Below are 13,366 nucleotides of genomic sequence, written 5' to 3' on the forward strand. Positions count from 1 at the left end.
AAACCCGCCGCGGTTCTTCGTGTGGGGGGAGGGGTGGCTACTGTCGTCGGGTGCAGAAATGGCCTGGTCGTCCCTATCCCCTCGGAGCCACGTATGACGGTTCCGGTACGAACTTCGCGTTGTTCTCGGAGGTTGCCGAGCAAGTCGATCTGGCGTTGATCGGTGATGACGGTTCCGAGCAGTTGATCCAGTTGACCGAGGTGGACGGGTTCGTCTGGCACGCGTATCTGCCCTCGGTCCAGCCGGGGCAGCGCTACGGCTACCGGGTCCATGGCCCGTACAGCCCGGCGGAGGGGCATCGGTGCAACCCGTCGAAGCTGCTGCTGGATCCGTATGCGAAGGCGATCGACGGGCAGGTCGATGCCGACGAGTCACTGTTCAGTTACCGGTTCGACAAGCCGGCCGAACTGAACACGATGGACAACCGTGGTCACACCATGTTGTCGGTGGTGACGAACCCGTTCTTCGACTGGGGCAACGACCGGCCGCCGGGCCACGACTATCACCAGACGGTGATCTACGAGGCTCATGTGAAGGGCCTGACCAAGACGCATCCGGGCCTGCCGGAGGAGATCCGCGGCACGTACGCCGGGATGGCGCATCCGGCGATCATCGATCACCTCAAGGACCTGGGGGTGACGGCGGTGGAGTTGATGCCGGTGCACCAGTTCGCCCAGGACGGTCATCTGCAGGAGAACGGCCTGTCGAACTATTGGGGCTACAACACGATCGGTTTCTTCGCCCCGCACAACGCCTACTCCTCGAACGGTACCCGCGGCCAGCAGGTGACCGAGTTCAAGACGATGGTGCAGGCGCTGCACGAGGCCGGCATCGAGGTGATCCTCGACGTGGTCTACAACCACACGGCCGAGGGCAACGAGATGGGCCCGACGCTGTCGTTCAAGGGGATCGACAACGCGGCGTACTACCGGCTGGTGGATTCGGACAGGTCGCACTACTACGACACCACCGGCACCGGGAACAGCCTGCTGATGCGGCACCCGCACGTGCTGCAGCTGATCATGGACTCGCTGCGCTACTGGGTGACCGAGATGCACGTGGACGGGTTCCGGTTCGACCTGGCCTCCACGCTGGCCCGCCAGTTCCACGAGGTGGACCGGCTGTCGGCGTTCTTCGACCTGGTCCAGCAGGACCCGGTGGTGAGCCAGGTGAAGCTGATCGCGGAGCCGTGGGACGTCGGTGACGGCGGCTACCAGGTGGGGAACTTCCCGCCGTTGTGGACGGAGTGGAACGGCAAGTACCGCGACACCGTGCGGGATTTCTGGCGCGGCGAGAAGTACACGCTGGCCGAGTTCGGGTCGCGGCTGACCGGCTCGTCGGACCTCTACCGCGACGACAGCCGCCGCCCGCTGGCGAGCATCAACTTCGTCACCGCGCACGACGGTTTCACCCTGCGTGACCTGGTCTCGTACAACGACAAGCACAATGACGCGAACCACGAGGGCGGCAACGACGGCGAGAACCACAACCGCTCTTGGAACTGCGGTGCCGAGGGCGAGACCGACGACGCCGAGGTGCGCAAGCTGCGGGCCAAGCAGCAGCGCAACTTCCTGACCACATTGATGATCTCGCAGGGTGTTCCGATGCTCGCGCACGGTGACGAGCTGGGCCGCAGCCAGTCGGGCAACAACAACGTCTACTGCCAAGACAACGAGCTCGCCTGGGTGAACTGGGACCTCACCGAGGAGCAGAAGGACCTGCTGGAGTTCACCGGCAGCCTGGTCCGGCTCCGCAACGACCACCCCGTACTGCGCCGGCGCAGATTCTTCCACGGCGACACGGGGGTCGACGGGCTGGGCGACCTGGTCTGGTTCACCCCGGCCGGGCAAGAGATGCAGGCCAACGACTGGAGCCGCGACGACGCCCGGGCTGTCGCGGTCTTCCTCAACGGCGACGCCATCTCCGAGCCCGACCCGCGCGGGGAGCCGGTGGTGGATGACTCGTTCCTGATCCTGCTCAACAGCAACTACGAAGCACAAGAGTTCCTGCTGCCGCCGAAGGAGTACGGCGAGGCATGGACGGTTGTGGTGGACACCATCCGCCCGACCGGCCGCGCCAACGAGGAGGAACACGCCGCCGGCAGCACGGTCCGGATCGAGGCCCACGGCACGCTGGTTTTGACCCGCCCGCGGCAGGGCACCGCATGACGGTGCCCTTTCCCACCCCACCCCACCACTCCGGTCACCCGCAGGCCACCTACCGACTGCAGCTTCACGCCGGGTTCGGGTTCGACGACGCCGCCGAGGTCGTCTCGTACCTGCACAATCTCGGGATCTCGCATGCCTACCTGTCCCCGATCCTGCAGGCCGCGCCCGGGTCCACGCACGGGTACGACGTGGTCGACCATTCCAGGTTGTCGGAGCAGGCCGGTGGTCGCGAGGCCTTCGACCGGCTGGCCGCGGCCCTGGCGGATCACCGGATGGGCGCGATCGCGGACGTAGTACCGAACCATGTCGCGGTGCCGACGCCCGCACGGCTGAACGCGGCGCTGTGGTCGGTACTGCGCGACGGCCCGACTTCGCCGTACGCGGAGTGGTTCGATGTCGACTGGGGTGCCGGGAACCAGCCGCTGCTGATGGCAGTGCTCGGGCAGCGCATCGGCAAGGTGCTCGCTGACGGTGAGCTGTCGGTCGATGGCGATGTACTGCGGTACTACGAGCACGAGTACCCGCTACGGCCTGGTACCGAGACGCTACCGATCGCCGAACTGGTCACCGAGCAGTGGTATCGCCTCGCGCACTGGCGGGTCGCAGACGAGGAGCTGAACTACCGGCGCTTCTTCGACGTCGACACGCTCGCTGCTGTCCGGGTGGAGAACCGCGAGGTCTTCGAGGCCACCCACGAGCTGCTGTTCGAGTTGCTGCACGAGGGGAAGCTCAACGGTTTCCGCATCGATCACCCGGACGGCCTGGCCGATCCGCGCGGCTATCTGCGCCGACTGGCCGAGCGCACGGGCGGTGCGTGGGTCGTGGTGGAGAAAATCCTCGAAGGCGACGAGGAGCTGCCTGGTGATTGGCCCTGCGCCGGCACTACCGGGTACGACGCTCTGCTGCGAGTCGGCGGGCTGTTCGTCGACCCGGCCGGAGCCGCTCCGCTCGCCGCGTTCCACTCGGAGCTGACTGGCGAGCCGGCCGACTTCGCCCCGGTGGTGGAGCAGGCCAAGCGCGAGGTGGTGCGGCACGGGCAGTACGCCGAGGTGCATCGGCTGGTGGAGCTGCTGGCCCGGATCTGCCAGGACGACGTCCGGCTGCGTGACCACACGCGGCGGGCCTTCCATGAGGTCGTCGTCGAGCTGCTGGTGAACTTCGACCGGTACCGCGCGTACGTAGTACCGGGTGAGCAGCCGCCGCCGACCGCGATACATGCACTGGATCACGCGGTCGAGCTGGCGCGGCGCAACCTGGACGACGAGCAGCAGGAGACGCTGGAGCTCGTGCGGGATCTCTTGCTGGGCAGGGAAGCCGGTACTGCGAGCCGGATCGACGAGGATGCCAGGCATGAGCTGATCGTCCGGTTCCAGCAGACCTGTGGACCCGTGATGGCGAAGGGGATCGAGGACACCGCGTTCTACCGGTGGTTCCGGCTCTCGTCGCTGAACGAGGTCGGTGGGGATCCCGCCCACTTCGGCGTCTCGCCGGAGGAGTTCCACGCGTACGCGGCCCGTCTGAACCAGCGCTGGCCGCGCACGATGACAACGCTTTCCACGCATGACACCAAGCGCTCCGAGGACGTTCGGGCCCGGCTGGCAGTGCTCTCGGAGCAGCCTGCCGCCTGGGCGGAGGCGGTGCGCTCGTGGCGATCACTGGCGGACGACCATCGCGATGCCAAGCTCGACGGCAGCACGGAGTACCTGGTCTGGCAGACGTTGTTCGGCACCTGGGACGACGGGCCGCTCGCCGAGGACCGGCTGCAGGCCTATCTGCAGAAGGCGATCCGCGAGGCGAAGCGCCATACGAGCTGGACGTCGGCGGACTCGGAGTACGAGGAGGCCGTCGCTGCCTTCGCGACGAGGGTCCTGGCTGACCAGGCGGTGCTGGAGTCCGTACGCCGGTTCGCTGACTCGCAGGCGGAGTACGTCAGGGCAGCCACGCTCGGGCAGAAGCTGGTGCAGCTCACGATGCCGGGTGTCCCAGATGTCTACCAGGGCAGCGAATTCGTGGATCTGTCGCTGGTCGACCCGGACAACCGCAGGCCGGTGGACTACTCGCAGCGGATCGCTCGACTGGCCCGGCTCGACGACGGCGCTCGTCCTGATGGGCTGGCCGACGAGAAGCTACTGGTCACCTCACGAGCCTTGCGGTTGCGGCGGCAGGAGCCAGAGGCGTTCGCAGGGTCCTACAAGCCACTGCCGACCTCCAGTGGGCACGCTGTCGCGTTTGCTCGCGGGGACGCGACTGTGACGATCGCGACCCGGCTGCCGGTTGCTCTGCATCGGCTGGGCGGGTGGGGCGACAGCACCGTCGTACTGCCCGAAGGGAGCTGGCAGGACGTGTTAAGTGGGCGTCCGATGGGTAGTGGAGCGGCTCGGATTCACGAGCTGCTGGCAGACTTCCCGGTGGCGTTGCTGGCTAGGAGCTGACTTGCTGCACACCTTTACTGTCTGGGCTCCCGCCGCTTCGACGGTCTCGCTGGTCCTTGGCGCCGATTCGGTGCCGATGTTGGCGCGGCCAGCTGGCTGGTGGTCGGTTGAGGCCGAGGGTGGGCACGGGACGGACTACGCGTTCTCTGTCGACGGCAGCGACCCGATGCCAGATCCGCGGAGTCCCTGGCAGCCGGACGGCGTACACGGCTCCAGCAGGGTCTTCGACTCCAGCCGCTTCGCTTGGAGCGACGCGGACTGGGCCGGGCGAGACGCCCGGGGGGCTGTCTTCTACGAACTCCACCTGGGCACCTTCACCCCCGAGGGGACACTGGAAGCCGCTGCCGGCCACCTGGACTACTTGGTGGCGCTCGGTGTCGAGGTGGTGTCGCTGCTGCCGGTCGCTGCCTTCCCGGGGCGGCACGGCTGGGGGTACGACGGTGTGGACCTCTACGCCGTCCACGAGCCGTACGGCGGTCCCGAGGCGTTGCAGCGGTTCGTCGACCAGTGCCATGCGGTGGGGCTGGCCGTCTGCCTGGACGTCGTCTACAACCACCTCGGACCCAGCGGGAACTACCTGGACTCGTACGGGCCGTACTTCACCTCGCGGCACAGCACACCGTGGGGTCCGGCGGTCAACCTGGACGACGACGGCAGTCACGAAGTACGGCGGTGGATCTGCGACAACGCGCTGCGCTGGTTCCGCGAGTTCCACCTCGATGCTTTGCGGCTGGACGCAGTACACGCGCTGGTGGACGACAGTCCGACTCACCTGCTGGCGCAGCTGTCTCTCGAGGTGGCCTCATTGAGCAAGGAGCTGGGGCGGCCGCTGGGGCTGGTGGCTGAGTCGGACCTCAATGATCCGCAGACGGTCGAGCCGGTCGCTGACGGTGGGCTCGGGATGACGGCACAGTGGAGTGACGACTTCCACCACGCGCTGCACACGCTGCTGACCGGCGAGCGGGCCGGGTACTACGCGGACTTCGCGGAGCCTGATGTCTTCGCGAAGACGCTCACCCAGGTGTTCCTGCACGACGGGTCGTACTCGAGCTTCCGCGGTAAGGACTGGGGCCGCCCGGTGGATCCCGCACGGCACCGCGGCTCGGCGTTCCTCGCCTACACCTCGAACCATGACCAGGTGGGCAACCGCGCTCTCGGCGACCGGCCCGCGTTGACGCCGGGGCAGTTGGCGATCGGCGCCGCGCTGGTGCTCACCTCGCCGTACACGCCGATGCTTTTCATGGGGGAGGAGTGGGGCGCCTCCACGCCCTGGAGGTACTTCACCGACCACACCGAGCCCGAGTTGGCCGAGGCTGTGCGGAGCGGGCGGCGGCGGGAGTTCGCCGCGTACGGGTGGGACGCCGCGGAGATTCCCGATCCGCAGGATCCGGAGACCTGGCGGAGCTCGGTGCTGGACTGGACCGAGGTCGACGAACCGCCGCACGCGGAGTTGCTGCGCTGGTACCGCGACCTGGTGGCGTTGCGGGCGCGGAACGAGGACCTGCGCAACGACCGGCTGGACTCCGTCGGGGTGGTCGCGGGCGACGGTTGGCTGGTGGTCAGCCGGGGTTCGTTGCGGGTGGTGGTGAACCTGTCGGCGGAGACCACGGAGATCCCGCTGGACGGCGTACCGGCGTACGAGGTGATGTCGTTCGGCTCGACCGAGCTGGTCGCGGAGGGTGTTCGCCTCTCAGGTCACGGCGTCGCTGTCTTCGCGGTGTGAAGTAAAGCGTTTGAGATCTCGCCGAAACCCCTTTGTGGGTAGACAAGTCTGGACAAATGCGGACAAATCTGTCGGCTGAGTCCGGTTGTCGGTGGGTACTTGAAGAATCGCTTGTATTTCAGGTGCTTGGTGACGGACTGTGGACGAGGCATCGCAACTCGCGGGGGTAGACCGGGAGGACACCAATGGCAGTCGGAGGCGTCGACACCTACTACGACTACGAAGAAAAGCAGTGGAAGAGCAGGCGACTAGGAGGCGGCCCCATCCGCCGAGGCCCGGTCTGCCCAGCCCCCCGCGCAGCTGACCACCCACCGGTCGACCGCCGAGCCGCCGGCCGGGACCATAAGTCCCGAACCACCGATCCCACTCCAGCCTGACCTCACCCTGCTCGGCAGTCTGTCTACCAGTCCCGCCAGACCCGGCCAGCCGGCGTGCCGAGCGGGAGTACGGCTGTCCGAAGGGGATCAGCTGGCTCGGGCGAGTAGCCAGCCGGCCAGCGGGATGGCGGCGGGCCATACCCGCACAGGCCGACGAAGTCAGTTCTCCGGGGTCAGCAGGGACCAGTCGGTGGTGATCGGTAGGAGTGCGCCCTGCAGCCAGTGGGGGAGTTGGTCGTGGTGGTGGGGGTTACCGAGGATTCCGGAGGAGCCTAGGGGGACCGACCAGGCGCTGTTGGTGCGGTCGGCCAGGTCCCAGGCGTAGCGGGCGGCTGAGGAGCGGATGCACTGGTCGGTGAGTCCGGGGATGGGCGACGTCGACATCACGCAGTGGTGGTCACCGGACAGTGCGAGGTCGATCGGCTCCTCCGTCGGGGTGAAGAGCGGGCCGCGCAGGGCGTGCAGAGGAGTGAGTTGGTGGGTTTCGCCCCACGCCTTCCGGGGCTTGCTGTGGGCAACTTCTTCAAGGGCTTCCCGGGCGAGCCAGCGGATGTTGACGTCCGGGAGCAGATGGGTGGTGACCAGGCTCTCCAGCGCGGCGGCGACATGGGTGAGCGTGTCCATCCAAGGCTCGAAGAACTCGGGGCAATCGAGGTCGTTCTCGAGTACGGCCAGCGAGGGATGGTCGGCGAGGCGATGAATGAGCGCCTTGCGATAGGCCGCGTACGTTGAGGCGGTGGTGCTGTCGGCGTCCATCCGCTGGTCCCACGCCGTAAGCTCCGCACGCATTGAAGTTGCCTTTGGTGACAGATCTTCCAAGCCTGCAAGGAGATCCAGCAGCAGCGGAGCCGAGAGGAGCTTGGTGTCGCGGTGGATCAGCGGCATCTCGGCCGCGGTCCAGTCGGAGCGCGAGCTGACGAGCTGCCGGATCCGGTTGGATCGGTGCGGCGCGGCGAATTCCGTGCCCAGGGGCTCGGCCACCTCGCGAGCGTTCGCCATCACGGCGAACCCGTCAATGGTTGCCCGCGGCATCGGGTCGTGCCGGCCTTGCCATTCGTATTTCGGCTCCCAGGCCGGTACGACGCGGAGCTGGTTCTCCGGATCGCGCTTCGGCACCAGGCCGGCGGTCCGATGCAGCAGCCCACCCCCGGTGTCGGCCGCGAGAAGGACGTTGACCGGCTCCACCCAATCGCCGACCGCGGCGTCGATGTCGCCAACGGTGGTTGCTGCCAGCAACTTCGGAAGTACTTCGAAGCCCAGTCGCCCGGTGACCCGCGGCGGGTACCGCAGGCTGATCGCGTGCTCGCCCGGACCGCCGATGATGACCGGACCACGGTCGGTCTCGATCACCTCGACCTCGACCGATGCGGCCCCGGCGACCTCGATCACCTCGGTCTGTACGGAGGTCGCCCGCCATCCGTCCGGACCGAGTGCCTCGACGCCATCCTCGGTGCGCCGGAGCTGTTCGGCGTACAGGTCCTGGTAGTCGGCCATCGCGTTGGTGATCGCCCAGGCCACCTTGCCGGCGTGGCCGAAGTGCGCGATCCCGGGAATCCCCGCCACGGCCAGCCCAACCACGTCGTACTGCGGGCAGGCGAGCCGCACCTGCTGATAGATTCCCGGGCTCTCGATGTATCGATGCGGGTCGCCCGCGATCACCGGTGCACCGGTCGCGGTGTTGTCTCCAGCGATGAGCCAGCCGTTGCTCCCCGCGGTACTGGGGCCTTCGGTGTCGAACAGGTCGACGGCTGCGTCGCCGAGGTGGTGGACGACATGCTCGCGCCAAAGCTTGCTCGGGAATCCGGCGAACAGGACGTGGATCGCCAGCCAGTTGCCGAGCGGCGCCCACGGCTCCCACTCCTGCACGGTCAGCCCTGTCTTGGCGAACTCCGGGGCGCCCCCCGCGCCTGCCGGCATGCCTTCGTTGACGCCTGCAACGTACGCCGTGAGCCAGGCGCGCGTCTCGTCGTCGAGGTTGCGGTAGCAGCGCTCAGCGGTATCGGCAAGGCGCGCCTGACGGGCAAAGGAGTCCCAGCCGATCGCCTCGGTGCCTAGGAACGCCGCGCTGGTCCCGAGGAACCGCCGCCGATGCAACTCGATCTGCCACGCGCGATCGGTGGCCGCGTTCCGGCCTTGCAGGTGAGCCAGCTCCAGTGGATCGGCTGCTCTCAGGTGCGGCACGCCCCACGCATCCCGGAAGGTCTCGGCGCTCACTCAACATCCTCCGCTGGTCGGGGCCACCAACCTACCGTCGCGCTCCGGGCCCGGCACGGGGTTTACACCCTCGGGGACATGTGACGATGAGTCGTGAGCCAACAGATCCGAACCATCGACGTGACCGATGCCGAGACCGCGAAACAGCTGCTGACCGTCCAGCACCGCGCCTACGCGGTCGAGGCCGAACTGATCGGCTTCGACGGCATCCCGCCGCTCCACGAGGATCTCGCCGGCCTGATGGCGTCCACCGAACACTGGCTCGGCCGGTACGACGGCACCTCGCTGGTCGGCGCCGTCGCCTACGAGTTCCCCGACCCAGACACCGTCCTGATCAGCCGGCTCATCGTCGACCCGGCTCACGCCCGCCAGGGCCACGGCCGAGCCCTACTCGACCGCCTGGACGCCCTGGAACCCCGCCCAACCAGCCTGGTCTCCACAGGCACCAAGAACACCCCAGCGACTCAGCTCTACCTCTCCCGCGGCTACCAGGAAACCGAACGAATCACAGTCGCCCCCGGCGTACAGGTCACTCACTTCCGAAGGCTTCTAGAGCTCTGATCTTGTTCGTCACATCGGGCGTCGCGACCCTTGTAGGCCCCTTCAGAGTCCTCGCGGCTGCTGGCAAGCAACCCCGGGAGAATCCTCGGCGAAGCTCAGCTGCTACTGCGGGTGCGGAGCTGCTCGAAGCCGTAATACGCGGCCAGCAGGAACTGGACGAGCAAGGTCAGCGGCGCCGAGATGAAGGACAGGCCGATGCACGCGGCGTAGAACGCGGTGCCGATCGAATACCGCAGTACGGACTTGCGCTCCTCGGCCTTGGTCAGCTCGTGGTCGACCAGGTGCTTGCGGAGGACGTGCCACCAGATCGCGCTGAAGGCGATCGCCGCCAGGGTGAGGTTGGCGCTGTAGACGGCCGCCGCGACGTTCGCGTCGATCGAGTGCTCTCGCAGCTTCTCGGCGACCAGGTTGGTCGGGAACGGCAGCAGCGCGGTCCAGAGCAGCAGGAGGAGGTTCAGGAACATCAGCCCGCGGTCGGCCCGCTTGATCTGCTGGAACATCGAGTGGTGGTTGACCCACATGATGCCGAGGATCGCGAAGCTGGTCAGGTACGCACCGAACTGCGGCCACTCCTCGCGCAGGGCATGCCAGAGCTCGCCGTCGGGTGCTTCGGGAACGTGCAGTTCCAGCACCAGCAGGGTGATCGCGATCGCGAAGACGCCGTCACTGAACGCTTCGATCCGGTTGGTCTCCGCGAGGGCGGAATCGTTGGCCACGGCAGAGTTCTACACCGTCGGGGAGGTCCCGGCGACTGGTTTCGCCGCCGGCCGAACCGAGTACCGCGGCTGGGTCAGTGCGCCGGGTCTTCGTGCGCGGGGTCGTCCACCGGCTGCGCTGCCTCATCCGCCGGCCGGGCCGGCCGCCGCGGTGGGTTCGGCACCGGGCCCGCCGAGATCGCGCCGGGATGGTCGATTCCGTCGAGGCCGCCGTCGGTCAGGTCGATCCCTTCCTCGGCCAGCGTCTCGTCGATCTCGACCTCGTGCGCCTTGTGTCCGGGGTGCGGCAGTTCTGGCCTGTCGAAGCTCATGGTCATCCTCCTCGGTGGGCCCGGGGGACCCCAGGACACGCAAGCCTCAAGCTAGCCGCGTCCTGGTCGCCGCAACAGTCCCCTCGGGTCTCAGTAGGACTGAATTTCGACGAGAGTGCCGTCGGGGGCCCGGAGGTGGGCGGTGCGGAGAGTGGGGCCCCACTGGGGGCGGTCCTGGGCGGGCGCCAACACGCTTGCGCCGAACCTTTCGAAGACGGTGACCGCCGCGTCCACCGAGTCGACCTTGAAGACGAGCATCGCGCCGTCCTGGGACTCGGCCGCCACGTGGAGCGCGGTGGTGCCGATCGTTTCGGCCATCACCGCCTGGCCGTAGAGGACCAGCCCGGTCTGGCCGTCGATATCCCAGTTCGCGTACGCCGCCTCGGGGATCACCTTGACCGGCTGGATGTCGAACAGCTCGGCCAGTACGCCGCGGTAGAAGTCCACGGCGGCAGGGAAATCGCGAACCAGGAGGCGGGGGTACAGCGCGTCCATCGTCAGCTCCAGATTAGTGGGGATCTTCCAACCATTGGTGAGAGCCTACAATAGCGCGATGGAGACGCTGCTCGGGATGACCACGTTCGTGCTGCACAAGGTGGGAGTGGCCGGTCGTCGCGCGACCGCCGAGCGGCTGGCGATCAAGCCGGGGATCAGCCTCTGGCAACTGGCCGCATTGGCCGAGCTCGGCGACCAGGGTCCCGCGGCGCAGAACGAGTTGGCGGCCGGGCTGGCGGTCGATCCGAGTGACATGGTGCGCCTGATGGACGGCCTCCTGGCGGACGGCCTCGTCTCGCGCGACCGGGATCCGGCCGACCGCCGCCGGTACCGGATCTCGCTCACCCCGAGGGGGAAGAAGGCGCTGGCGACCGCGCGAACCGTAGTACGGGAGGTTGAAAAGGCAACTCTGCACCCGCTCACGGCGACCGAGCGGGCGACGTTGCACCGCCTGGTAACAAAGATCCACCAAGACTCCGCCAAACAGTAACGAAGAGCCGGAACGGGGCGCGGGGCCTGTTGGCTCTTCCGTTGAACCGGTTGTCGGTTGTAGACGTACTGCCCTATACGACGCCACCGAGGGGGTTGCGTCACAGAGGGGCGGAACCTGCGATGGACGCGAAGAGTGGCAGCACGGGTACTGCGGTCGTCGACGACGGTGCAGGAGCAGCGCGGGGGGCGCTGCTGCTGTTGGTGTTCGCGGTGGCAGGAGCGCTGGTCGCCTTGTCACTGGGGGTTTACGGGAAGGTGCATGAGCCGACCGGACGGCCGTTGGCGCTGCTGGTCGGGTTCACTTCACTGACACCCATGAAGGCGTGGCTGGCGACAGCGGCCGTAGTACTGGTGATCTTCCAGGTGGTGTCGGCCTTGTGGATGTACGGCCGGTTGCCGGTCAAGCGGCAGGCACCGGGATATCTGTCGCAGCTCCACCGGTGGAGTGGCTCCATCGCCTTCGTCGCGACCTTGCCGGTCGCCTACCACTGCTTGTGGAGCCTCGGCTACAGCACTTTCGATACCCGGACCGCACTGCATTCGCTGTTCGGCTGTGCCTTCTATGGCGCCTTCACGACCAAGATGCTCGCGCTGCGCGCCAACAAGATGCCCAACTGGGCGCTTCCGGTCTCCGGCGGTCTGTTGTTCTCCCTGCTGGTCGGAGCCTGGGCCACGGCCGCGCTCTGGTACTTCACCCAATCCGGCGTCCCGCTGCACTGAGCGCTGCCGTTTCCCGAACAGGAGCTGGAAAATGAGCAAGTCTGAGAAAGCAGTCGAGCGGCGGACGGTACTGCTCGCCGGTGGTGCCGCGGCGACCGTAGTACTGGGTGGCTGTGTCGTGCAGCGGGCGCCCGTCGCGACTCCGGCCCCGCAGGCGTCGAGCGCGCCGGCGACACAACCCGCGCCAACCGCGCCGGGAACGCAGCCCGCGACCTCCGCACCCGAGCAGCCATCGCAGCCGGCGCCGAACGCGTTGGCGCAGGTAGCGGACATCCCGGCCGGTGGTGGGGTGATCCTGAAGGACAAGAACGTGGTGCTGACCAAGGACCAGAGCGGCAAGGTGTCCGCGTTCTCGGCGATCTGCACGCACCAGGGCTGCTCCGTCACCGCTGTCGAAGGCGGCACGATCAACTGCCCGTGCCACGGCAGCAAGTTCAACGCCACCAGTGGCGAGCCGGTCGCCGGACCGGCTCGGAAGGCGTTGCCGGCGATCGCCTTTCAGCAGCGCGACGGCGCCATCTTCCAGGCTTAGGGGCGGCTCATGTTCAAGAATCTGCCCACGATGCTCTGGGTGATCGGAGCGACCGTCGCGGTCGCGGCCTTCAGCCCGGCGGTCGGCAACGTCGCCACCAGCGCCCCGGCCGCAGTACTGCCGCCGGCTACGCAACCTCCCGCAACTCAACCACCCACTGTCCAACCATCCACCGTCCAGCCGTCCGCAACCGAGCCGTCCGGGACGCCGTCCGCGAGCCAATCGGCCACGCCTTCCACACCGCCGAGCGCTGATGCACCGGTAGTGATCAAAGCCGGTACTACGAAGTTGGGGCCGACCGCGGTCAACGCTGACGGGCTCACGGTCTACCTGTCGGTCCTGGACAGCACCGACCCGCCACGGTCGGTCTGTGTGAGCCAGACCTGCCTGACCGCGTGGAAGCCTGTGTACGTAGGGAAGGGCGGAGTCGTCGCCGGCGCCGGCGTGGAACAGGCCAGGCTCGGCAAGGTGGTCCGCCCGGACGGTGACGTGCAAGCCACGCTCGGCGGCTGGCCGCTCTACTTGTTCATCAAGGACAAGGTTCCCGGCGATGTCCTGGGCGAGGGCGTCAAGGGAACCTGGCACGCCCTCGATCCAGCCGGCAAGCGCGCTGTGAAGTAGGCCT

The 13,366-nt window shown here is 67.5% G+C and carries 12 protein-coding genes; 8 read left to right on the forward strand and 4 right to left on the reverse strand.

All coding sequences use genetic code 11. The features are described from left to right. Positions 1 to 50: 50 nt before the first annotated feature. Genes glgX through treZ form a run of 3 tightly spaced genes read left to right on the forward strand, consistent with a single transcriptional unit; the run spans position 51 to position 6,323 of the window. Positions 51 to 2,168 carry a glycogen debranching protein GlgX gene (glgX, locus tag F1D05_RS24275; protein WP_185442687.1) on the forward strand — a complete coding sequence of 706 codons (2,118 nt, stop codon included), beginning with the start codon at positions 51 to 53 and terminating at the stop codon, positions 2,166 to 2,168. Further along, positions 2,165 to 4,600, forward strand: coding sequence for a malto-oligosyltrehalose synthase (gene treY, locus F1D05_RS24280; protein WP_185442689.1), 2,436 nt, complete (start codon positions 2,165 to 2,167; stop codon positions 4,598 to 4,600). The genes glgX and treY overlap by 4 nt, the downstream gene beginning before the upstream one ends. A 1-nt stretch (position 4,601) precedes the next feature. Continuing rightward, a complete protein-coding gene (treZ, locus tag F1D05_RS24285) occupies positions 4,602 to 6,323 on the forward strand; it encodes a malto-oligosyltrehalose trehalohydrolase (RefSeq protein ID WP_246485929.1) in 1,722 nt (573 codons plus the stop codon). A gap of 536 nt (positions 6,324 to 6,859) precedes the next feature. Here treZ and F1D05_RS24290 read toward each other — a convergent pair. After that, on the reverse strand, positions 6,860 to 8,914 hold the full coding sequence (locus tag F1D05_RS24290) for a penicillin acylase family protein (protein WP_185442691.1): 2,055 nt from the start codon (positions 8,912 to 8,914) through the stop codon (positions 6,860 to 6,862). 93 nt (positions 8,915 to 9,007) lie between these two features. On the opposite strand from F1D05_RS24290, the gene F1D05_RS24295 reads away from it, so the two are divergent. Continuing rightward, positions 9,008 to 9,475 (forward strand): GNAT family N-acetyltransferase, encoded by a 468-nt coding sequence (locus tag F1D05_RS24295; RefSeq protein WP_246485930.1) that lies wholly within the window; start codon positions 9,008 to 9,010, stop codon positions 9,473 to 9,475. Between the two features lie 95 nt (positions 9,476 to 9,570). Here F1D05_RS24295 and F1D05_RS24300 read toward each other — a convergent pair whose 3' ends face one another. From F1D05_RS24300 to F1D05_RS24310, 3 genes are all read right to left on the reverse strand, one after another. Beyond that, on the reverse strand, positions 9,571 to 10,191 hold the full coding sequence (locus F1D05_RS24300) for a TMEM175 family protein (protein WP_185442693.1): 621 nt from the start codon (positions 10,189 to 10,191) through the stop codon (positions 9,571 to 9,573). A 74-nt stretch (positions 10,192 to 10,265) separates the two neighbouring features. Then, entirely contained in the window at positions 10,266 to 10,502 is a 237-nt protein-coding gene (locus F1D05_RS24305) for a hypothetical protein (RefSeq protein ID WP_185442695.1), read from the reverse strand. 90 nt (positions 10,503 to 10,592) lie between these two features. Beyond that, positions 10,593 to 10,997 (reverse strand): VOC family protein, encoded by a 405-nt coding sequence (locus F1D05_RS24310; protein ID WP_185442697.1) that lies wholly within the window; start codon positions 10,995 to 10,997, stop codon positions 10,593 to 10,595. Between the two features lie 58 nt (positions 10,998 to 11,055). On the opposite strand from F1D05_RS24310, the gene F1D05_RS24315 reads away from it, so the two are divergent. The 4 genes from F1D05_RS24315 (at position 11,056) to F1D05_RS24330 (ending at position 13,362) form a co-directional block, all read left to right on the forward strand. Further along, on the forward strand, positions 11,056 to 11,487 hold the full coding sequence (locus F1D05_RS24315) for a MarR family winged helix-turn-helix transcriptional regulator (RefSeq protein WP_185442699.1): 432 nt from the start codon (positions 11,056 to 11,058) through the stop codon (positions 11,485 to 11,487). Positions 11,488 to 11,609: 122 nt separating this feature from the next. Continuing rightward, positions 11,610 to 12,209, forward strand: a complete 600-nt coding sequence (locus tag F1D05_RS24320; protein ID WP_185442701.1) for a DUF6529 family protein — start codon at positions 11,610 to 11,612, stop codon at positions 12,207 to 12,209. A gap of 31 nt (positions 12,210 to 12,240) precedes the next feature. Continuing rightward, positions 12,241 to 12,741: a Rieske (2Fe-2S) protein gene (locus F1D05_RS24325; protein ID WP_185442703.1), complete on the forward strand. Its 501-nt coding sequence runs from the start codon at positions 12,241 to 12,243 to the stop codon at positions 12,739 to 12,741. A 9-nt stretch (positions 12,742 to 12,750) separates the two neighbouring features. Next, a complete protein-coding gene (locus tag F1D05_RS24330) occupies positions 12,751 to 13,362 on the forward strand; it encodes a hypothetical protein (protein WP_185442705.1) in 612 nt (203 codons plus the stop codon). Positions 13,363 to 13,366: the final 4 nt, after the last annotated feature.

The organism is Kribbella qitaiheensis (assembly GCF_014217565.1).
Lineage (GTDB): Bacteria > Actinomycetota > Actinomycetes > Propionibacteriales > Kribbellaceae > Kribbella > Kribbella qitaiheensis_A.